The organism is Martelella sp. AMO21009 (assembly GCF_053484295.1).
In genome coordinates, this window is sequence record NZ_JBAKFR010000021.1 from 1 (window position 1) to 20,828 (window position 20,828).

Consider the following 20,828-nt stretch of genomic DNA (forward strand, 5'->3'; position numbering starts at 1 on the left):
AGCACCGCGTTCGAAAGCCCGACATAGCCGATACCGGCAACCGCGATTTTCATGTCTCACTCCAGCTCGATCCAGTGGCCCGGTCACACTCGCGGGTTTATCGCCCGCGGCATTTGAATTGGCAAGCCGCCCGCCAGTTCTATCTGGGCGACAGCCGGCATGGAGTGTCCCATGAGACCAGACTACTCGCCGCTTTGTCGATTCGCCTCCCGCCCCGCATTGGCGGCGCAAAGCCCCTTGATTGCCGGAACTTTCCCGGACTTGCGGAACACAGTGAGAACATGTATATTCGTTCTGGATTTGTTTCGAAGGGCCAGGGGCAGGAAATGCTGACACGCAAACAACAGGAATTGCTGTATTTCATTCACGAACGGATGAAAGAGACCGGTATTCCGCCGTCCTTCGATGAAATGAAGGAGGCGCTGGACCTCGCCTCGAAGTCCGGCATTCACCGGCTGATCACGGCGCTGGAGGAACGCGGCTTCATTCGCCGGCTTCCCAACCGGGCCCGCGCGCTCGAAATCCTGCGCATGCCGGACAGCGCGATCGGCCAGCAGCCGCGCCGGGGCTTCTCGCCCAGCGTGATCGAGGGCTCGCTCGGCAAGAAACAGGAAGAGCCGAAGGCGCCGGCCAGCGCCAATGACAGCGGTTCGGCGGGTATTCCGGTCATGGGCCGGATCGCCGCCGGCGTGCCGATCTCCGCGATCCAGGAAAACACCCACCAGATCAGCGTGCCGGCGGAAATGCTGGGCGCGGGCGAACATTACGCGCTGGAGGTGCAGGGCGATTCGATGATCGAGGCCGGGATTTTCGACGGCGACACGGTGATCATCCGCAATATCGCCACCGCCTCGCCCGGCGATATCGTGGTGGCGCTCGTCAATGACGAGGAAGCGACGCTGAAGCGGTTCCGCCGCAAGGGCGCGTCGATCGCGCTGGAAGCGGCCAACCCGGCCTACGAGACCCGTATCTTTTCGGCAAACCAGGTCAAGGTTCAGGGCAAGCTGGTCGGCCTGATCCGTCGTTACCACTGAAGGTGAGCGTCTCAGGAACCGAGATGACCGGCAGGTATTCGCCGGAGCGCCAGTCATAAAGCCGGTGCCTGTTCCACGGGCGGGTCAGTGCTCTGACCGATGTGCTGACTGAGATCGTCATGGGGCCGCAGGATGGTTTTATGGGCGCTGACGGGAGTGGTTGCGCCTTCGCATCCGCGATGCCTCCCGGCAACGGATTGGCATTGCCTGCCTGCTGATCGGGTTCGCCGACCCTGCCCGGCTCCGCGACCGAGCGCCGTATGTCGCCGTCGTCCATATCGCGACGGTCGGCCGGCGGCAGCGTGAATTGAAAGGCGCCGTGCTGGCGACGCATTGCTGGCGTGACGAGGTATGCGCCGGAACGGCAGGTCTGGAATCCGGGGCGGTAACGGCTGACGACGATATCGGCATTGTCGCAGGCAAGGCCGGCAAAGGCCGGCCGGTCGACCGTCATGATCCTGAGGCCCATCATGGTCGCATAGCACCATGCATCTTTCTTGCAGCGGAAGGTGCCGGGCATCCGGCCGGCTTCGGTGATCGTTTCGCTGAGCGCCCGCGCGGCGCTCGCCATATCCGCTGCTTCGAGCCGCGCGAAACGATCTTCCTCGTTCAGCACCAGTACGCTTTCCTCAACAGGCGGCAGCGACTCCGCGAGCGTGAGCGCCGTTTCCCACTGCTCGAACACGAAGGATGGCGGCCGCTTCGTGGTGAGCGCCGCGACATCGCCGGTGACGATCGCCACGAGATCGCCATCGCCAGCCACCAGGATTTGCGGCGGCGGAGGCTCGCGCGGCCAAGAGATCAGCGCGAAGGAAACCGCTATCGGGATCACACCGAGGAGACGCAGACGCGTGCGCAACAACACGAGCGGCAGGAAGCCGGCGAGAAACAGCAGCAGAAACCCCTCCGGGGCACGGCCGGTGGTGAACGCGCCGCCGAGGCTATCGACCCAAGTCACGGCCTGCATGACCCAATCAAGCCCCCAGCCCATGACGACCAGAAACGGCGCGTGGAGATTGAGCGGCATGGCGATGAGCGATAAAAGCCCGGCGGGCATGACGACGAAGGTGACCACCGGCATGGCGAGCAGATTGCCAAGCAGCCCGTAGCCCGCGATACGCGAAAAATGATGGATGGCGAACGGCGTCGTCGACAATCCCCCGATCAGCGCGGTGAGCACGATACCGGAGGCAGCGATCCAGAGCCAGCGGAGCGGCCCGCGGCTTTGGCGAAATCCTTGTGCGGGCCGGCGCTGCCATGCGCCGTAGCCCGCGATCAGCGCCAGCGTGGCGGCAAAGGACATCTGCATGCCCGGCCCCACCACTTCGGCGGGGGTCACGATCAGGATCACGAGCGCGGCCAGCGCCACATTGCGCAGGCTGATCGCCGGACGGTCGAAAATCGCCGCCGCCAGCATGACGGCCAGCATGATGAAGGCTCGTTCGGCGGACACCTGCATGCCCGAGATCAAGAGATAGAACAGTGCCGCCGCAATCGCCGCGGCCGCCGCGATCTTCTTCGTCGAAACCGCCTCGGCGGCGCGCGGCGACAGCGCCAGCAACAGCCTGAGGCTGGAGAAGAAGATGCCGGCGGCCAGCGCCATGTGCAGGCCGGAAATGGCGATGATATGGGCAAGACCGGCATTGCGGAGCACATCCAGCATGTCGTCGCTCAGCGCCCGTCGCTCGCCGGTGATGATCGCATTGGCAAAGGCACCGGTGTCGCCCGCAAGCACGGCCCGAATGCGACCCGCAATGCCATCGCGTATCCGCTCGATCGCAAAACCCGCCCTTGCGCTGAGCCCCGGCGCGGGCGCGAGGCCGGCATCACTCGGCGGCCCATAGAAAAAACCCACCGCACCGATGCCGTCAAAATAGGAGAGAAACCCGAAATCAACCAGGCCGGGCATGACCGGGGCGGAAGGCGGCAGCAACCGGCCAAGCCCCTGAATGGCGTGACCGATACCGACAGGCGGCAAATTGCCGCGGGCGACAAGCGTGACGCGTTCGGGCGGACGATGGATCACGGGGTCGTCCGTCGCCGTCACCCGCACAACATAGCGCCAGCCGGTTTCCGTCGGCTCGCGGCTTTCGACCACGCCGGTAATATGGGTGGTGACCGGCGAATCGAGCATCACCGTGGCCCGCCGCGCCGTCTCCAGCGCCGCAAGCAGCGCGCCGCAGAGGAACAGCGCGATGCAGGCGCTGGCAACGGGCAGCAGGCCTCTGCCGTTGCGCAGCAAGACGGCCGCGAACACCGCCAGACCGCAATAGATGCCAAGGCCCAGCGAAGACGGGCTCTCGTCGAGCGAGAACCACCAGCCTATACCGGCTGCCAGCGCCACCGGGACCATGAGAAACGGCCGGCCGAACGCCTGCTCTACGCGCCACAAGGCGGCAATATCGAACCGCCCTGCCCGGCCCGCGTCGCGCCTGCCAAAGCCGGCCTCGCGCTCGCCTTGCGGTTGGCGCCTTCTGAAGGGCGCGCGAAGCCGGTCGGCTCCGGCGCGCAAGCCCGTCGCCTTGTCTATCTCGCTCGTGCCTGTCCCGCTCCCGCGCATCCGAAACCGCCGCCCTACAACTTTTACATGTTGTGGCCAATGCTAATCGATTGCAATGCAAGCGCTGGCGGCAGAAGCAAAATTTTCCTTTTCTAAACCCCGTAAAACTTGCTAAACGCAGATATTACTCATCACCCGCCGCGCGGCTTCGTCGGCTTGGCAACATCTTGCCAATCCTATAGCTAATGAAAATCCCGATTGGCTTCGACAGCGTATTCGCGCCGGAAATTTGGAGGACAGGATGACGGAAACTGGAAAACTGCAACTCGACGGCAAGGAACTTGAGCTGTCGGTGGAAGAAGGCACATTCGGCCCGAAAGTCATCGACATCGCTTCGCTCTACAAGCAGTCGGGCATGTTCACCTACGATCCGGGTTTCACCTCGACGGCCTCGTGCAAATCCAAGATCACCTATATCGATGGCGATAACGGCATTCTGCTGCACCGCGGCTACCCGATCGATCAGCTGGCCGAAAACGCCGACTTCCTGGAAGTCTGCTATCTGCTGCTGTTCGGCGAACTGCCGACGGCCACGCAGAAGAAGGATTTCGACTTCCGCGTGACCCATCACACGATGATTCACGATCAACTCACGAGGCTCTTTAGCGGTTTCCGCCGTGATGCCCATCCCATGGCCATCATCTGCGGCGCCGTTGGAGCCATGTCTGCCTTCTACCACGACTCGATCGACATCTCCGATCCCTACAAGCGCGAGATCGCCAGCATCCGCATGATCGCCAAGATCCCGACGATCGCGGCCATGGCCTATAAATACCATGTCGGCGAGCCCTTCGTGTATCCGCGCAACGACCTCGGCTATGCCGCCAACTTCCTGCATATGTGCTTCGCCACGCCGTGCGAGGAGTACAAGGTCAACCCGATCCTTTCGCGCGCGCTCGACCGCATCTTCATCCTGCATGCCGATCACGAGCAGAACGCCTCGACCTCGACCGTGCGTCTGGCCGGTTCGTCTGGCGCCAATCCGTTCGCCTGCATCGCAGCCGGCATCGCCTGCCTGTGGGGGCCCGCCCATGGCGGCGCCAACGAGGCGGCGCTCAACATGCTGCAGGAGATCGGCTCGGTCGATCGCATCCCGGAATATATCAACCGCGCCAAGGACCGCGATGATCCCTTCCGCCTGATGGGCTTCGGTCACCGCGTCTACAAGAACTACGATCCGCGCGCCAAGATCATGCAGAAGACCTGCCATGAAGTTCTCAAGGAACTCGGCATCAAGGACGATCCGCTGCTGGACGTCGCGATGGAGCTGGAAAAGATCGCGCTGACGGATGAGTATTTCATCGAGAAGAAGCTCTATCCGAACATCGACTTCTATTCCGGCATCACGCTGAAGGCCTTGGGCTTCCCCACCACCATGTTCACCGTGCTGTTCGCGCTCGCGCGCACCGTCGGCTGGATCGCGCAGTGGGCGGAAATGATCGAGGATCCGGAACAGCGCATCGGCCGCCCGCGCCAGCTCTACACCGGCGCCCCGGAACGCGATTTCGTGGACATCTCCAAGCGCTGATCAAGGCTTGGCGAAACGACAAAAGGCCGGTCCAGCGACCGGCCTTTTCTGTATCCAGTGGGAAGCAGACGCTGCCGGACGGTCTACTTCGCAGGGCCCTTCTCCGCCAGAACATCCAGAACGATGGCCGCCGCGCGCTCGCCGGGCGGGACCTCGGTCTGCATCAGCGCGATGACCCGCTCGAAGCCTTCCATCATGCCGCGCCGCTGGTAGCTGTCCTTCGTCAAAAGCTCCATCCAGCGCGCCAGCGCGCCGGCGCGGATCGTGTCGTTGAAATATTCCGGCACCAGCGGCGCATCGGCGACCAGGTTGGGCAGCGACGCCGACCAGACGGTGATCTTGTTCAGCATGAAGCGGCCGATGAAATCCGCCTTGTAGGCGGAAACGGCGGGAATGCCCGAAAGCGCCAGTTCCAGCACCACCGTGCCCGAGGCGGCGACCGCGGCATCGGCCATGGCGAAGGCCTGCCACTTGGCCTCCTCGCCGACGAAGAGTTCCGGCTGCACCGGCCAGTCGGCGATGGCCGCGCGCACCTGCTGCTCCCGCCGCGTCACCGTCGGCAGGATAATGCGACACCCGTCATTGCGCGCCGCGAACGTCGCGGCGACATCGCGAAATATCGGTGCCAGCGCGTTGATCTCGGACTTGCGTGAGCCCGGCAGCAGCATGATGGTTGGCTTCGACCGTGCGCGCTCCAGACGGTTCTGGCGGCGCGCTTCGAGCACGCCCGGCTCCCCGGTCAGCCGATGGCCGACAAAGGTGGTCGGCGGGCCGCCGAGCCGCTCCATCGCCGCCGGCTCGAAGGGCAGCACGGCCAGCACATGGTCGACATAGGCGAGCATGTCACGCGCGCGATATTCCTTCCAGGCCCAGACGCTCGGGCAGACATAGTCGACGATCGGGATATCGGGTGCTGCGGCGCGCACGCGCCTCGCCACGCGGTGGGTGAAATCCGGGCTGTCAATGATGACGATGATATCCGGTTTCGCCGCGATCAGCGCATCGGCGGTCTGGCGGATGCGTCGCAGCAATTGCGGCAGGCGGGCGATCACCTGGGTGAACCCCATGATCGACAATTCGCTGTAGTCGAACAGTGATTCCAAGCCCTCGCCGGCAAGGCCGTCGCCGCCGACGCCGACCAGTTCCACCGGGCCGCCATGAAGCGCCTTCAGCGCCGCGATCAGGTTCGCGCCCAGTAGGTCGCCCGAAACCTCGCCGGCCACAATCCCGATTTTCAAAGCCACATCCCGCTCCCTTATGATCGAAGGTCAGGCTCCAGCCCGTAGACAAACAGACCGGCTGCATCGGCGGCCCGCAGGGTCTCTTCGCGCTCGAGTATCAGCGACCGCCCGGCCTCAACCACAATGCCGGCCAAGCCCGCTGCCGCCGCCAGTCGCGCCGTGTTGGCGCCGATCGATGGCAGGTCGGCGCGCAGATCCTGTTGCGGCTTGCACAGCTTGACAAGCACGCCGCGCCGCCGGGCGCTGATGCGGCCGGACTGGCGCAGCGCCGCCACCCGCTGCAGCATCTGGTCCGTGCCTTCCGCGCCTTCGAGCGCCACCACCCGTCCGCCGACGCTGACGGCGCCCTGCCCGATATCCATCACGCCGATCGTGCGCGCGGCGTGCGCGGCGGCCTCGATATCACCCTCGGCCTCGCGATCCGGCGCGTGCCTGCCAAGCGCGCCGGCCTCGGCCAGCAGATCGCCTGCGATCGATTGCGCGGCCACCACCTCGAAGCCATGCTTTTCAAACAGCGCGATCACCATGCGCAGGACCTTGTCATCCCCGCCGCTGCGCAGATTTGCGAGGATTGCGGGGATGGAAGCGAGCACGGAAAATGTGGGCCGCAGGCTCAAAAGCTCGGGCCGGCTGTTGACCCCGCCGGACAGCACGATCTTGTCGATCCCGCGTTTGCGCAGCGCCATCACCACCGGTCGGAAGCCACCGAGATCGGCGTCCATATGGTCAAAGCCCGACCAGTCATGGTCGCCCTCGCCGCGCAGCTGCACGATGAACGGGCTATGGCCGGCTTCGCGCGCCGCCTCGGCCACATAATAGGGCAACAGACCGTTGCCGGCGATGATCGCAATCGGCTCCTTTGCGGAGACCGCCGCGGAATTCACGCCGCGCCCTTGCGCCGCCTGGATCCCGGCGTCGTCAGCGAGCGCTCGGCATCGCGTTCGAGGATGAAACGCAGCATTTCGTCGACCGCATCGCTTTTGCCGCCGAATTCCGCGCGCGCCGCCTCGGCGTTTTCCAGGATCAGGCCCGAGGAGAAGATCGTCTTGTAGGCCTTGCGGACCAGATGAATCTCATCGCGCTCGATACCCGCGCGCTGCATGCCGACCACGTTGAGCCCGCCCATCATCGCCGGGTTGTCGACGATCATTGCATAGGGAATGACATCGTTGACGACGCCGGCAAGTCCGCCGACAAAGGCCTGCCGCCCGATCTGGACAAACTGATGGATCGCGGCGCCACCGCTGAGGATAACCTTGTCGTGCACCACGACGTGGCCGCCGATCATCACATTGTTCGACAGGATGACATTATTGCCGATCCGGCAGTCATGGCCGACATGGGAATTGGCCAGAAACAGGTTATTGTCGCCGACGACCGTGATGCCGCCGCCGTGGGAGGAGCCGGTGTTAACCGTGACGCCCTCTCGAAAGGTGCAGTTCTTGCCAATCTCGAGCCGCGTCTGGCTTGCATCGTGACGCACGCTCTGCGGCGCGCCGCCGATCACGGCCATCGGAAACACCTGACAGCCGGGACCAAGCCGGGTCGCGCCCTCGACGCTGGCGTGATGCATCACGACGACGCCATCGCCAAGCACCACGTCCGGACCGACATAGGACAGAGGTCCTATGACGGCGTTTTCACCGATAACGGCCCCGTCCTCCACGACCGCTTTCGGGTCGATCCGGGCGGAGCTGGCAATTCTGGTCATTCTTCATCCTTGCGCACCATCATGGCGCCGATATCAGCTTCCGCGACGAGTTGGCCGTCGACCGTCGCCTCGCAATGGAACTTCCACACCCGACGCCGCTGCTTCTGCTTGACGACCTTGTAGCGCACCTGGTCGCCCGGCACCACCGGTTTGCGAAAACGCGCATTATCGATGGTCATGAAATATACCAGATTGTCGACCTCGTCGGCCTTGCGCGCGCAGATCGCTCCGGCGGTCTGGGCCATGCCCTCCACAAGAAGCACGCCGGGCATGATCGGCATGGACGGAAAATGTCCCGTGAAATGCGGTTCATTCGCCGTCACGTTCTTGACGCCGACCGCGCTGTCGTCGCCCTCGATCTCGATAATCCTGTCAACCAGCAGAAACGGATAGCGATGCGGCAGGAACTTCATGATCTCCAGAAGTTCCATATGTTCCAAAGTCTCAGTCACAGCCTCATTCACCTTGCTCATCTCCCCCTGTCTGAGCCCGTCTGCTCAGTTCCGCAAGTTCGCGCAGATAGAGTTTCATCGGACGCGCCGGAATGCCGCCGACGCGCGATCCGGGCGCGATCGACGAAAGAACGCCGCTTCGCGCGGCAATCTGTACGCCGCTGCCAACCTCCAGGTGGCCATTGAGGCCTGCCTGCCCGCCGATCATCACGCCATCGCCGATCTTCGTGCTGCCGGCGATACCCACCTGGCTTACAATGCCGCAATGACGGCCGATCCGCACGTTATGGCCGATCTGAACAAGATTATCGATCTTGGTCCCCTCGCCGATCACGGTATCGTCCATCGCGCCGCGGTCGATCGTGGTGTTGGCGCCGATTTCGACATCGTCCTGGATGATCACCCGCCCGACCTGCGGCAGTTTGACCATTCCTGTCGGGCTGCCGGCATAGCCGAAGCCATCCTGGCCGATCCTGGCGCCGGTATGGATGATGACATTGTTGCCGATCAGCGCATTGGTGACGCTCACTTGGGCGCCAATCGTCACATTGCGCCCGATCTTCACGTCCGCGCCGATGACGGCGCCGCTCAGGATCCGGCTTCCCGCGCCGATCTGGGCGCGCGCGCCAATCACGGCGAATGGCGACACCTCGACGCCCGCTTCGAGCGCGGCCGTGGCGTCCACGGATGCCTGCGGAGAAATCTCGCCATCGCCCACAAGCGACTGCGGCCGCATCGCCGCCGGATACAGCAGCGCCGAGGCGCGAGCAAAGGCAAGCTGCGCATTGTCTGATACAAGCGCCGTCAGCCCATCCGGCAGCAACGAAGTCAACGCTTCGGGGCAAATGATCGCAGCCGCCCGGCAAGTCTTCAGATAATCCGCCGAACTCTTGGACTGTATATAGCAGATGTCTTTCGGTCCGGCGCGAGAGATCGGCGCGATCGATTCCACCAGACGATCGCCGGCGGTGGCCTGCGAGAGGGAAGCGCCGATTCGGCCGGCAAGCTCACCCAGAGGGATCGCCTGCCGTGCGCCGAAAAACTGGTTCTGATCCATATCCGTTCTCCAGAACAGTTAAGCTTTGAGTTCTGGAAACAGATATCAGAACGTGTTGGCGATGCCGAAACGGAAACGCTGGGTTTCGTCGAAGTCTTCCTTGGCGAACGGAACGGCATAGTCGAACCGGAGGTCGCCGAAGGGCGAATTCCAGATCAGCGCAACGCCGGCCGAAGCGCGGATCGAGAAATCGGTGCCCTCAATCGCCGTGTTGGTCACTTCCACGGCGTTGCCCCAGGCCGAACCGGCATCGACATAGGCGGCGCCGCGAAGGTTGATATCCTCCGGAATGCCCGGCAGCGGGAAATTGGTCTCTGCCGACAGCGTCGCGTAGTACTGCGATCCGAGTGCGTCACCGGTGGTGACGGTACGCGGACCGATACCGTTCTGCTTGAAGCCGCGAATCTGCTGGCCGCCGATCGTGAACTGGTCGAAGACGTTCAGATTATCATCGAACGGCGTGACGAAGCCGCCGCGTGCCGTGATTGAGCCGATGATATCGGCCTGATCGGAGATCATCTGATACCAGCGCGCCTTGCCGTCCAGCTTGTAATAATGCGAATCGCCGCCAAGACCGGCCACCGTATTGTTCAGCGCCGCCAGAATGCCTTCGCGCGGCAGCTGCCGGTTATCGACCGAAGAGAAGTTGAAAGACTGCTGCAGCGACGATACCGCCCACGGGCTGCCATTGATCAGGTCCTGATAAACCTGCGACACATTGTTCAGGTTCTGCCAGTCGCCCTGCCCGTCATATTCGAACTGCTGGTAGGAATATTTTACCGTCGAATAGAGGTTGTCGGTGAGCGGCGCGGTCAGGCGGATAGCGCCCGCCGTTTCGGCATAGTTGTAGTATTCCTGGGTCGAGGACGACGCGCGATAGAGATCGAAACCGGCAGCCAGTCGATAGCCCAGGAAGAAGGGCTCGGTGAAGCTGAAGTTGTAGATCTGCGAATCGTCATCGCCGAGACCGGCCGAAGCGCGGATATACTGGCCGCGACCGAGGAAGTTCCGCTCCTGGACCGAAAGCTCCAGAACCAGCGAATCGCCTTCCGCGTCGTAGCCGGCGCCGATCGAGAACGAGCCGGTGGGCTCATCCACCACATCGACCTCAAGCACCACGCGGTCGGGCGCGCTGCCCGGCAGGGTCTTGATCTCGACCGAGCTGAAATAGCCCAGCGCCTCGAGCCGACGCTTGGTGCGCGCAATCATCTCGCGGTTATAGGCATCGCCCTCGGCCAGATCGAACTCGCGGCGGATGACATAGTCGCGGGTGCGGGTGTTGCCGACGATATCGATCCGCTCGATATAGGCCTTCATGCCCTGATCGATCTCGTAGTTCACCGAATAGGTATCATTGGTGAAGCTGCGGTCGCCGCGCGGATTGACCTGCGCGAAGGGATAGCCCTGCGAGGACACCGAGGCGGCAATCGATTCCGACGTCTTCTGGATGTCGTCGGCGTCGTAAATCTTGCCGGTCCTGGTCTTGATATCGCCCTTCAGGTTCGAGATGTCGACGCCCTCGACCGTGGTCTCGACGCCGATATCCCCGAACCTGTAGCGATCGCCCTCGGAGATATTGAAGGTGATCGAATAGGAATTGTCTGTCTCGTCGTAGACGACATCGGTCGACAGAAGACGGTAGTCCGGGAAGCCGTGATTGTTGTAGAACTCGCGCAGCAGCTTCTCGTCCTGGCGCAGCTTGTCGGGATTGTAGATATCCTTGCGCGTCAGGAACGACAGCGGCGTCGAGCGCTTGGTCAGGATGACCGAGGCGAGGCGCGCATCGCCGAAGGTGTTGTTGCCTTCGAAATTGATCTTCCGGGTCTTGGTGCGACCGCCTTCATCGATGACGAAGGCGACATTGACGCGGTTATCCTGAACGGTCGCCGTCTGAATCGAGACCTCGACGTCGGAACGGCCGATCGAGGCATAGGCGTCCTTGATGTGCTGGATATCGAGCTGCGCCTGGGCTTCGTTATAGGGACCAAGCGAATGCAGCTCGACCACGCCCTGGAGCTTCTTGTCGGAGACCTTGCGATTGCCGTTGAACACGACCTGGTTGATGAGCTGGTTTTCCGTGACGTTCACGACCAGCGTCGAGCCGGAAACCGAAATCCTGACATCGGAGAAGTAGCCGGAGCTGTAGAGATTGCGGATCGACTGGTTGATATCGGCGTCGGTGAAGCTCTGGCCGGGCTTGATCGTCAGTTTGGATTTGATCGCGTCGGAGCCGGCCTGACCGGTTCCGTTGACGGTGATGTTCCTGACGACGGCGGCATATGCGTCTGCAGGCACAGCAACGGCGGCAACGACCCCCCCGGAAACGGCGACCGCAAACGAAAGCGCCGCACCTGAAACTGTGTTCAAAAATCTTGAACCGGCCATGCTACTATCTACCCTTTATAATCGCTCGGTATAAGCGGTTTTCGGCAATGTGGATTTAAGTTCTAAAGACTTCGCATCCCCACGCAATAGAAAGCCGCCCCTCAGATGCAACTTCCGCCCCAAGCGTGACCAAATCGCCACGTTCTTCTGTGTTTATGGTAAACCGAACGCTACGGAATACGTCAACAGCACGACGGAGATGCTCCCTCAGGGGTTTCCTATCATCTCCGACGCCAAAGGCAAGGCCACATTTGCACAAGAAACCGTTTGCGGCAAGATGAGAGCGCGCGCACGGTTAACCAAATAGTGTCAAGGGGTTAAAATCCGTCTAGCCCATCCGCCCGATCGTGTCGTTCCAGGTGGCGAACACCATCAGCGCCAGCACCAGGAAAAGGCCGATCCGGAAGGCAAATTCCTGGACGCGCGCCGAAAGCGGCCGCCCCCGCACGGCCTCGATCGCGTAGAACATCAGGTGCCCGCCATCGAGCATGGGAACCGGCAACAGATTGAACAAGCCAACCGAAACCGAAAGAATTGCAGCAAAATTAGCAAATGCGACAATACCGAGCGAGGCCATCTGGCCCGCCATCGTCGCCACCCGCACAGGGCCGCCGATCTGATCGGCCTTCATCCGGCCGGCGAAGACATTGGCGATATAGTCGTACGTGCTGACGACGATATGCCAGCTCTGCAGCGCGCCCTGGCCGATGGCGGCCACCGGACCGTAGCGCTCGACGCGAAAATTACCCGAATCACGGGTACCGACGACGCCGATACGACCGAGTTCCATTTCGTTGCCGAATCGGTCCTCGGTCTCCACCCGCTCCGGCACAACCGTCAGATCGACAAGTTCCCCGTTGCGCTCCACGGTCAGCACGACCGGGACGCCCGGGCGCACGCTGATATAGCGCACCACCGCATCAAAGGTATCGATGGGCTGGCCATCGAGCGCCGCCATGACATCGCCGGGCTGAACGCCCGCCGCCGCTGCGGGGCTATCCGGCGTGACCTCGCCCACAACGGGATCGGAAACGGCGCGGCCATAGACCATGAAAATCACGGCGAAGATCGCGATCGCCAGCAGGAAGTTGGCGATCGGTCCCGCCGCCACCGTGGCGGCCCGCTTCCACAGCGCCGCGCCGTTCAGCGTGCGGGCACGCTCCTCTTCCGGCAGCGTTTCCAGGCCCTTGAAGTCCGGGCGGCTTGCGACATCCTCGTCGCCGTAAAACCGGACATAGCCACCGAGCGGTATGGCGCACAGCTTCCAGCGGGTGCCATGGCGATCCGTCCGTCCGACGATCTCGGGTCCGAAGCCGATCGAGAAGGCCAGAACACGGATGCCGCACCAGCGTCCGACCAGGTAATGCCCGAGCTCGTGGAAAAACACGAGAAAGGAAATCGCCACGATAAAGGCGACGATCATCCCCGGGGCATTGGTAAAGGCGAACTGCAAGGTCAGGCTCCATTCATCGGAGCGGCAAGACCGCTCCAGTTCATCAGCATGTCGCCCGCAAAACCCTCATGGCCGGCGAGCGCCACCAGAACGACGACAACATACATCGCGAATGCCGCGGCGACGAGTCCGTCCACGCGATCCATCACCCCGCCATGGCCGGGAATCAGATGGCTGGAATCCTTGGCCCTGCAGCGCCGCTTCAGCGCCGATTCGAACAGGTCGCCCACCTGGCTACAGACAGATAGGAAAAGCGCGAGAAGGCCGATCGCGATCGAGGGGGAACCGCCATAGCCCCAGCACAGCACAAAGACCGCCGCGACGGCGAAGACTGCCCCGCCGATTGCGCCCGACCACGTCTTGCCCGGCGATATCGATGGCGCAAGCTTGGGGCCGCCGAGGGCGCGGCCCACGAAATAGGCCATGATATCGGTGCTCCAGACCACGGCGAACAGAAACAGAATCGCGAACAGGCCCGCGTCACCGCCATTTCTCAGGGCAGCAAGCGCGATCATGCTGCCCGCGGCATAGATCACCGCACCCGCAAACCAGAACGGCATCGCCGCGCGGCGCCCGAGGAACCAGAATGCCGCTGCGCCGAAACAGGCAAGCGCCAGCGCCAGCCCGAAAAGCTCGAGAAAGACAAGTATGGCAACGGCGATCATCACCGCGATGCCGCCAAGCACCGGCGTACTCCAACGGCCGACCGAACGATTAACCTGGCCGTCGCGCGCCCGGCTCATCTCCAGCCATTCATAAAAAACCAGAAAGCCGATCGCGACCGCAAGCAGATTGAAGAGCGAACCGCCCGCCCAGGTGATCAGCAGAACCACCGCCGCCAGAACAGCTCCCGAAACGATGCGCAGCCTCAGTTCCTGGGTCATCAGGTATCCGTCAATGCCGCCTGCGGCGCGGAAAGCGCGCCGAACCGCCGGTTCCGCCGGGCATATTCCGAAAGCGCTTCAAAAAACATCTCGCGGCTGAAATCCGGCCAGTTGCATGGCAGGAACACCAGCTCCGAATAGGCCGTCTGCCAGAGCAGGAAGTTGGAAAGGCGCTGCTCGCCGCTGGTGCGGATAACAAGGTCGGGGTCCGGCAGGCCGGCGGTATCGAGGCGCTCGCCAATGGCGGCCTCATCGATATCATCCGGGTCGAGCCTGCCCTCCGCCACCTGGCGGGCGAGTGCGCGGGCAGCGCCGGCAATCTCGGCACGCGACCCATAATTGACGGCGACGACGACATGCAGCCCGGTATTGTTGCGGGTCCGCTCCTCGGCGACCTCGAGGGCCTTCAATATCTTCGCCGACAGGCCGCTGCGCTCACCGATCATCTGGAAACGCATGTTCTGGCGATGGTAATTGTCGAGCTCGCGATGGATGAAGGTCGAAATCAGCTCCATGATGCCTTCGACTTCATCGGAGGGCCGCTTCCAGTTTTCGGAAGAGAAGGCGAACAGCGTCAGATAGCCGATCCCGCTTTCGCGCGCCGCATCCACCGTGCGGCGAACGGCCTCGACGCCCTTGCGATGGCCGAACAGCCGCCCGAGCCCGCGCCCGAGTGCCCAGCGTCCATTGCCATCCATGATGATTGCGACATGGCGCGGAATGGCTGGGTCTATAATTTTGTTCATAAGGGCGACCGAGTCTTCTTTAAAAGAATAGAGTGGTAACTAAACCTGCATGATTTCTTTTTCTTTGTCTGCGAGCAAGTCATCAATTCTGGAAATTGACTCATCGGTCAATTTTTGAACGTCTTCGGAAAGCGAACGGCTGTCATCCTGGCTGATGTCGCCATCCTTTTCCGCCTTCTTCAATCCGTCCATGCCGTCCCGACGCACATGGCGGATCGCCACCCTCGCCTTTTCGGCATATTCATGGGCGACCTTGACCAGAGAACGGCGACGCTCCTCGTTGAGTTCCGGAAGCGGAATTCTGAGCGTCTGGCCGTCCATGATCGGGTTCAGGCCAAGATGGGATTCACGGATCGCGCGGTCAACAGCGGCTGCCATCGACTTGTCCCAGACGTTGACCGACAGCATGCGCGGCTCCGGCACGGTGATGTTGGCAACCTGGTTGAGCGGCACTTTCGAGCCATAGGCTTCAACCTGCACCGGATCGAGAATATTGGCAGACGCCCGCCCGGTGCGAAGCGAAGTGATGTCGCCGATATAGGCGTTGATCGCGCCTTCCATGCGGCGCTTCAGGTCGTTCATGTCGGTTGGATCGCTCATCATCTGTCTCCCGTCACTCATGCCTCACAGCGGGCAGCAAGTGATCATTCTTCTGTTACGATTGTCTTGCGGCCGCCGCCGGCCATGATCTGGCCGAAGCCGCCGCGCTCGTGAATCGAAAAAACGATAATCGGTATGTAATTTTCACGGGCAACCGCCACCGCGGCAACATCCATCACCTGCAGCCCGCGTTCAAGCACCTGTTGATGGGTCAGGGCGTCGAAACGGGTGGCGTTCGGATCCTTTTTCGGATCGGCGGAATAGATGCCGTCAACCTGCGTGCCCTTGAAGATCGCCTCCGCGCCGATTTCCGCCGCGCGAAGCGCAGCAGCGGAATCGGTGGTGAAGAACGGATTGCCGGTGCCGCCAGCAAAGATCACCACCCTGCCCGCTTCCATATGGCTGCGGGTGGCGCGCTGGGAAAACGACTGACAGATTTCCGGCATGGCGATCGCCGACAGCACCACGGTGTCGACCTGCATCTTGCGCAGCGAGGTGGCAAGCGCCAGCGCGTTGATCACGGTGCCCAGCATGCCCATGTGGTCGCCGGTAACGCGTTCGCCGCCCTTGGAGGCAACGGCCACGCCCCGGAAAATATTGCCGCCGCCGACGACGATGCCGATCTCAACGCCCATGGAACGTACCTGGGCAATATCAGAAGCGATGCGGTCTGCGACGTTGACATCGATGCCGAAGCCCTGGTCGCCCATCAGCGCCTCACCGGAAACCTTCAGCAAAACACGGTTGAAAATCGGTTTCGTCAACGCCGCAAACTCCCTTAAAAAGCAATGCCATCCCGATACACGAAGGGCGCCGCAATGTCACGCGGCGCCCCCGGGATTTCAACGGCTGATCCTAAAATGAACCAGACGGACGGAAGGGCTTAGCCCTTGGCCGTGGCGGCAACTTCCGCCGCAAAGTCGGATTCTTCCTTCTCGACGCCTTCGCCAAGCGCCAGACGGGCGATGGCGGCAACCTTGATCGGCGCGCCGACGTCCTTTTCCGCTTCCTTGACGGCCTCTTCGACGGTCAGGTCAGGATTGATGACGAACTGCTGGGAAAGCAGCGCCACTTCCTGGAAGAACTTGCGCATGCGGCCTTCCACCATCTTTTCGGCGATGGCGGCAGGCTTGCCGGATTCCTTGGCCTGCTCCAGGAACACCGAACGCTCGCGATCGGCGATCTCGGCATCAACTTCCTCGGGGCGCACGGCGAGCGGGTTGGTCGCGGCGACATGCATGGCGACCTGGCGGCCGATCGCGTTCAGCGCATCCTTGTCGCCGTCCGATTCGAGCGCGACCAGAACGCCGAGCTTGCCGAGGCCATCGCCGACGGCATTGTGCATGTAGGTGGCGACAACGCCCTTGCCGACCGAAAGCTTGATCGCGCGGCGCAGCGTCATGTTCTCGCCGATCGTGCCGATCGCATCCTTGATCGTGTCGGCGACCGACTTGCCCGACTTCGGATAGGTCGCGGCGGCAATGGCGTCGACGGAGCCGTCGGTGCCAAGCGCTACGTCAGCGATGCCGGAGACGAGCTGCTGGAAGGCTTCGTTGCGGGCAACGAAGTCGGTTTCCGAGTTGACCTCGACGACGACGGCTTCCGCATCGCCGGCGGCGATGCCGATCAGGCCTTCCGCGGCCGTGCGGCCGGACTTCTTGTCAGCCTTGGAGATACCCTTGGCGCGCAGCCAGTCGATGGCGGCTTCCATGTCGCCGTCGGTTTCGGCGAGCGCCTTCTTGCAATCCATCATGCCTGCGCCGCTCTTTTCGCGCAGTTCCTTCACCATTGCTGCCGTAATCGTGCTCATAACTTGCCTCTCGTCCATTCGCTGGGCGGCGCCGTCGGGCGCGCCGGTCGGGAGTGTACCCGTGTCTGTGACAGGGTGATGAAGATCATCCCTGGCGGCCATGCCGCATGCGCGGCTGGCGCGATGAAAATATGTATCGGACGGCCGGTTTTGAAGGTCGCCCTAATTCCTGAAACCCAATGGTGGCGCCGATAACGCCGCCATTTTCAGGTCCTGTCGCGCATCAGGCACTCGGACCTGATGCCGGTCGCCTTACTCGGCGGGCTTTTCGCCGGTCGCTTCCTCGGCGGCGGCTTCCTCGGCGGGCGCCTCTTCAAGCGCCGGCTCGGCCGGTGCTTCAGCGGCAGCGCCGAGATCAACGCCCGAAGCGCCCTGCTGACGGGCGATGCCGTCGATGGCGGCGCGCGAAATCAGGTCGCAGTAAAGCGCGATGGCGCGCGAGGCGTCGTCATTGCCGGGGATCGGGTAGTCGACTTCATCCGGATCGCAGTTCGAATCGACGATAGCGACGACCGGAATGCCGAGACGCTTGGCTTCCTCGATCGCGATCTTTTCCTTGTTGGTGTCGATGATCACGATCAGGTCCGGGACGCCGCCCATGTCGCGAATACCGCCAAGGGCGCGGTCGAGCTTTTCACGCTCGCGGTCGAGGTTCAGGCGCTCTTTCTTGGTGAAGCCCTGGGCTTCGTTGGCGAGGATTTCGTCGAGCTTGCGCAGGCGCTGGATCGAGTTCGAAATCGTGCGCCAGTTGGTCAGCATGCCGCCGAGCCAGCGCGAGTTCACGTAGTACTGCGCCGAACGCTGGGCGCTGTCGGCAACGATTTCCGAAGCCTGACGCTTGGTGCCGACCATCAGCACGCGGCCGTTGCGGGCGACGGTGTCGGACACGACTTGAAGGGCGCGCTGCAGCATCGGCACGGTCTGTGCGAGGTCGATGATGTGGATGTTGTTGCGGTCGCCAAAGATGTAGGGCTTCATCTTCGGGTTCCAGCGGTGGGTCTGGTGACCAAAATGGACGCCTGCCTCAAGCAGCTGGCGCATGGTAAAGTCGGGCAATGCCATTGCCTTGTCTCCTTTTCCGGTTGAACCTCCGCAGACCTGAGAACGGACGGAAACCCGTCCGGCACCGGCGGAGCGCACCGGATTTCTCCCGGAACACCCCATGGCCTGCGTGTGGAATAGGGGCGCGATAGCCTGTTTTGCGATGGAATGCAAGTGCCGCGACGATTTGCGTCCGGAAGACAGCGGTCTCGGAGCCCCTGCCGGGCGGCACTCAGCGTTGCGAGGCGGCCGTCGTCGGCAGGGCCTCACAATCGGCGGGGTCAAGCATTTCGAGCTTGTCGAGACGTCCGGCCATCTTGAAGTTGCCGAAATCCATCAGCAGGTCGCGGCTGACGCCGTTTTCCGCCAGCATCATGGAGACGGTATAATCCGGCGTCTGGTCGCCATCATGCATCGCGATCGGAAAATAGGCGGTGGTGACCGGCCATTGGTCGGGCCCGCTGCCGACGCCCTTTTCGCGATCGCCGATCAGCGTGACCGCGCGCATTACGTCCTCGCCCGAGCCGTCAAAGGACGTCGCTTCGTAGACGTGCTTGCCGCTCTCAGCGGCATCCAGAACATGGGCAAGATACTCCGTCGGGAACTGGGCCTTGCCGATATCGAAGGGGTTCTGGTCGCCAAGCTTTACCGCGATCTTGTGATCGGCGGCGCGGTTGGCTTCGCCCGCAGTCTCCGATTGCAGGTTGTAATCGGCAAACATCTTGCTGGAAAAGCTGAAGGCGCCCTTTTCCAGATCCTCGAAGGATGAGGATGTCTGGTCGGTGACCATGGCGCCGTGCTCGCGGGCGATATCGGTCACCATTCGCATTTCGGTGACATAACCCTCGCAGGGCGCGCCGGTGAAGGAATAGACGAAACGCCCGTGCAGCCCCTCAATGCCCGACTGGCCGGACGCCCAGGCGAGCGTCAGGTCATAGACCGCGCGGTGGGGCTCGAGCGTTACCCCGGGTTGCGGCGGCATGCCGGCCGAAGCCGTCATTGCGAAGGTGGAGCAGAAAATTCCTGTAACGGCCAGTGTCCGCATCGACATTCCCCTTGGCTTTAAACACTGATGGTATAGAAAAGTCCTCGCTCTGCCAATCATCATCCGTCCCCCTATGGAGCAGAAAATGTCCCACGCCATCGAAGACAAGCTCAAGGCGCTGTCGATCGCCCTGCCGGAGGCCGCAGCCCCCGCCGCCAATTACGTGCCCTACGTCATTTCCGGAAACCTGCTCTATATCTCAGGGCAGCTCCCGACCGAGGCTGGCCGGATGGTCGCCGCCGGCCATCTCGGCGCGAATGTATCGCTGGAGGACGGCCAGAAGGCGGCGCGCGCCTGCGCCATCAACATCATTGCCCAGGCCAAAGCGGCGCTGGATGGCGATCTTGGCCGGGTCACCCGCATCCTGCGCATCAACGGCTTCGTCGCCTCAACGCCGGATTTCACCGAGCAGCACCTCGTCATCAACGGCGCGTCCAACCTTCTGGCCGAGGTCTTCGGCGAAGCCGGCAAGCATAGCCGCGCCGCCGTCGGCATGGCGGCCTTGCCGCTGGGCGCGGCGGTCGAGATCGACGCGATCCTGGAAATCGCGTGATGCCCGCCTGGTTGACTGCCAAACCCATCGCCCATCGCGGCTATCACGACATGAACCGCGCGATCTGGGAAAACACCCTGCCCGCCTTCGAGCGCGCGATCGATGCCGGTTTCGCGATCGAATGCGATATCCACCTTTCCGCCGACGGCGTGCCGCTGGTGTTTCACGATGACGATTTGCAACGGCTTTGCGGCCGCGACGGCGCGATCGAAGACCTGACGGCCGCCGAGGCGAAGACCATCGCCGTCGGCGGCACGACCGCGGTGATCCCGACCTTTTCGGACCTCCTCACCATTTGCGACGGCAAGGTGCCGCTGGTGATCGAATTGAAGGCAAGCCGCGCCGACCCCGCCGCCTTCGCCGCGGCGACGCTTGCCGTGCTGGCCGATTATAGCGGCCCGGTCGCGCTGATGAGCTTCGATGCCGCCCTCCTCGCCGCTCTCAAGCAGGCCGGCGCCTCGCAGCCGCTCGGCCTGACCGCAGAAGGAATGAGCGAGGAGGCGCTGGCGGATCACCGGAAAGCCTTTGCGATGGGCCTTGATTTCGTCTCCTATTATTACGATCATCTGCCCAATGCATTTGTTGCTGCGCTTCGGGCAAAGAGCGTGCCGGTGATTACCTGGACCGTGCGCGACGAGGACGCCCGCAGACGCACGTTTCTGAACGCCGACCAGATGACCTTCGAAGGTTTCGACCCCCGCCAGAGCGAGCCGCTCTGAACACGGGAC

The 20,828-nt window shown here is 62.6% G+C and carries 18 protein-coding genes and 1 pseudogene; 4 read left to right on the forward strand and 15 right to left on the reverse strand.

The window, feature by feature from the left end; all coding sequences use genetic code 11:
- The first annotated feature begins 326 nt into the window (after positions 1-326).
- Complete coding sequence (lexA, locus tag V6766_RS18580) at positions 327-1,034, forward strand: transcriptional repressor LexA (RefSeq protein ID WP_448469060.1); 708 nt, start codon at positions 327-329, stop codon at positions 1,032-1,034.
- Here lexA and V6766_RS18585 read toward each other — a convergent pair.
- Complete coding sequence (locus tag V6766_RS18585; protein WP_448469062.1) at positions 988-3,546, reverse strand: ComEC/Rec2 family competence protein; 2,559 nt, start codon at positions 3,544-3,546, stop codon at positions 988-990. The two genes, lexA and V6766_RS18585, sit on opposite strands and share 47 nt — an antisense overlap.
- A 289-nt stretch (positions 3,547-3,835) precedes the next feature.
- On the opposite strand from V6766_RS18585, the gene gltA reads away from it, so the two are divergent.
- Positions 3,836-5,122 (forward strand): citrate synthase, encoded by a 1,287-nt coding sequence (gene gltA / locus V6766_RS18590; protein WP_448432869.1) that lies wholly within the window; start codon positions 3,836-3,838, stop codon positions 5,120-5,122.
- Positions 5,123-5,205: 83 nt separating this feature from the next.
- On the opposite strand, the gene lpxB is transcribed toward gltA, so the two are convergent.
- From lpxB to V6766_RS18660, 14 genes and pseudogenes are all read right to left on the reverse strand, one after another.
- Positions 5,206-6,366 (reverse strand): lipid-A-disaccharide synthase, encoded by a 1,161-nt coding sequence (lpxB, locus tag V6766_RS18595; RefSeq protein WP_448469064.1) that lies wholly within the window; start codon positions 6,364-6,366, stop codon positions 5,206-5,208.
- An 11-nt stretch (positions 6,367-6,377) separates the two neighbouring features.
- Positions 6,378-7,247, reverse strand: coding sequence for an LpxI family protein (locus V6766_RS18600; protein ID WP_448469066.1), 870 nt, complete (start codon positions 7,245-7,247; stop codon positions 6,378-6,380).
- The gene (lpxA, locus tag V6766_RS18605) at positions 7,244-8,074 is read right to left on the reverse strand and encodes an acyl-ACP--UDP-N-acetylglucosamine O-acyltransferase (RefSeq protein WP_448469068.1); all 831 of its coding nucleotides are present in this window, start codon (positions 8,072-8,074) and stop codon (positions 7,244-7,246) included. Before lpxA ends, V6766_RS18600 begins: the two co-directional genes overlap by 4 nt.
- Positions 8,071-8,505, reverse strand: coding sequence for a 3-hydroxyacyl-ACP dehydratase FabZ (fabZ, locus tag V6766_RS18610; protein WP_448469179.1), 435 nt, complete (start codon positions 8,503-8,505; stop codon positions 8,071-8,073). The genes lpxA and fabZ overlap by 4 nt, the downstream gene beginning before the upstream one ends.
- Before the next feature lie 25 nt (positions 8,506-8,530).
- Positions 8,531-9,583: a UDP-3-O-(3-hydroxymyristoyl)glucosamine N-acyltransferase gene (gene lpxD / locus V6766_RS18615; protein ID WP_448469070.1), complete on the reverse strand. Its 1,053-nt coding sequence runs from the start codon at positions 9,581-9,583 to the stop codon at positions 8,531-8,533.
- 45 nt (positions 9,584-9,628) lie between these two features.
- On the reverse strand, positions 9,629-11,968 hold the full coding sequence (bamA, locus tag V6766_RS18620; RefSeq protein ID WP_448469072.1) for an outer membrane protein assembly factor BamA: 2,340 nt from the start codon (positions 11,966-11,968) through the stop codon (positions 9,629-9,631).
- 328 nt (positions 11,969-12,296) lie between these two features.
- Entirely contained in the window at positions 12,297-13,391 is a 1,095-nt protein-coding gene (rseP, locus tag V6766_RS18625) for an RIP metalloprotease RseP (RefSeq protein WP_448469181.1), read from the reverse strand.
- Between the two features lie 32 nt (positions 13,392-13,423).
- Positions 13,424-14,305 (reverse strand): phosphatidate cytidylyltransferase, encoded by an 882-nt coding sequence (locus V6766_RS18630; RefSeq protein WP_448469074.1) that lies wholly within the window; start codon positions 14,303-14,305, stop codon positions 13,424-13,426.
- Positions 14,305-15,054 (reverse strand): annotated as a pseudogene (locus tag V6766_RS18635) (isoprenyl transferase); the annotation flags it as partial. The pseudogene V6766_RS18635 and the gene V6766_RS18630, both read right to left, overlap by 1 nt.
- Before the next feature lie 36 nt (positions 15,055-15,090).
- The gene (gene frr, locus V6766_RS18640; RefSeq protein WP_448469076.1) at positions 15,091-15,651 is read right to left on the reverse strand and encodes a ribosome recycling factor; all 561 of its coding nucleotides are present in this window, start codon (positions 15,649-15,651) and stop codon (positions 15,091-15,093) included.
- Positions 15,652-15,695: 44 nt separating this feature from the next.
- Positions 15,696-16,415, reverse strand: coding sequence for a UMP kinase (gene pyrH / locus V6766_RS18645; RefSeq protein WP_448432877.1), 720 nt, complete (start codon positions 16,413-16,415; stop codon positions 15,696-15,698).
- 119 nt (positions 16,416-16,534) lie between these two features.
- Positions 16,535-17,461 (reverse strand): translation elongation factor Ts, encoded by a 927-nt coding sequence (tsf, locus tag V6766_RS18650; protein WP_448469078.1) that lies wholly within the window; start codon positions 17,459-17,461, stop codon positions 16,535-16,537.
- Positions 17,462-17,713: 252 nt separating this feature from the next.
- Positions 17,714-18,523: a 30S ribosomal protein S2 gene (gene rpsB, locus V6766_RS18655; protein ID WP_230718055.1), complete on the reverse strand. Its 810-nt coding sequence runs from the start codon at positions 18,521-18,523 to the stop codon at positions 17,714-17,716.
- Between the two features lie 211 nt (positions 18,524-18,734).
- Positions 18,735-19,547: an EipB family protein gene (locus V6766_RS18660; protein WP_448469080.1), complete on the reverse strand. Its 813-nt coding sequence runs from the start codon at positions 19,545-19,547 to the stop codon at positions 18,735-18,737.
- Positions 19,548-19,632: 85 nt separating this feature from the next.
- Between V6766_RS18660 and V6766_RS18665 the strand changes: the two genes are divergently transcribed.
- Positions 19,633-20,100, forward strand: coding sequence for a RidA family protein (locus tag V6766_RS18665; RefSeq protein ID WP_448469082.1), 468 nt, complete (start codon positions 19,633-19,635; stop codon positions 20,098-20,100).
- Entirely contained in the window at positions 20,100-20,819 is a 720-nt protein-coding gene (locus V6766_RS18670) for a glycerophosphodiester phosphodiesterase family protein (protein ID WP_448469084.1), read from the forward strand. The genes V6766_RS18665 and V6766_RS18670 overlap by 1 nt, the downstream gene beginning before the upstream one ends.
- Positions 20,820-20,828: the final 9 nt, after the last annotated feature.

Excerpts from the sequence above, each read along its gene's own strand:
- bamA (WP_448469072.1), bottom strand. The coding sequence starts at position 11,968 with ATGGCCGGTTCAAGATTTTTGAACACAGTTTCAGGTGCGGCGCTTTCG.
- gltA (WP_448432869.1), top strand. The coding sequence starts at position 3,836 with ATGACGGAAACTGGAAAACTGCAACTCGACGGCAAGGAACTTGAGCTG.
- frr (WP_448469076.1), bottom strand. The coding sequence starts at position 15,651 with ATGAGCGATCCAACCGACATGAACGACCTGAAGCGCCGCATGGAAGGC.
- V6766_RS18665 (WP_448469082.1), top strand. The coding sequence starts at position 19,633 with ATGTCCCACGCCATCGAAGACAAGCTCAAGGCGCTGTCGATCGCCCTG.
- lpxA (WP_448469068.1), bottom strand. The coding sequence starts at position 8,074 with ATGACCAGAATTGCCAGCTCCGCCCGGATCGACCCGAAAGCGGTCGTG.
- tsf (WP_448469078.1), bottom strand. The coding sequence starts at position 17,461 with ATGAGCACGATTACGGCAGCAATGGTGAAGGAACTGCGCGAAAAGAGC.
- fabZ (WP_448469179.1), bottom strand. The coding sequence starts at position 8,505 with ATGGAACTTCTGGAGATCATGAAGTTCCTGCCGCATCGCTATCCGTTT.
- rseP (WP_448469181.1), bottom strand. The coding sequence starts at position 13,391 with ATGATCGTCGCCTTTATCGTGGCGATTTCCTTTCTCGTGTTTTTCCAC.
- V6766_RS18630 (WP_448469074.1), bottom strand. The coding sequence starts at position 14,305 with ATGACCCAGGAACTGAGGCTGCGCATCGTTTCGGGAGCTGTTCTGGCG.
- lpxD (WP_448469070.1), bottom strand. The coding sequence starts at position 9,583 with ATGGATCAGAACCAGTTTTTCGGCGCACGGCAGGCGATCCCTCTGGGT.
- rpsB (WP_230718055.1), bottom strand. The coding sequence starts at position 18,523 with ATGGCATTGCCCGACTTTACCATGCGCCAGCTGCTTGAGGCAGGCGTC.
- lexA (WP_448469060.1), top strand. The coding sequence starts at position 327 with ATGCTGACACGCAAACAACAGGAATTGCTGTATTTCATTCACGAACGG.
- V6766_RS18660 (WP_448469080.1), bottom strand. The coding sequence starts at position 19,547 with ATGCGGACACTGGCCGTTACAGGAATTTTCTGCTCCACCTTCGCAATG.
- V6766_RS18670 (WP_448469084.1), top strand. The coding sequence starts at position 20,100 with ATGCCCGCCTGGTTGACTGCCAAACCCATCGCCCATCGCGGCTATCAC.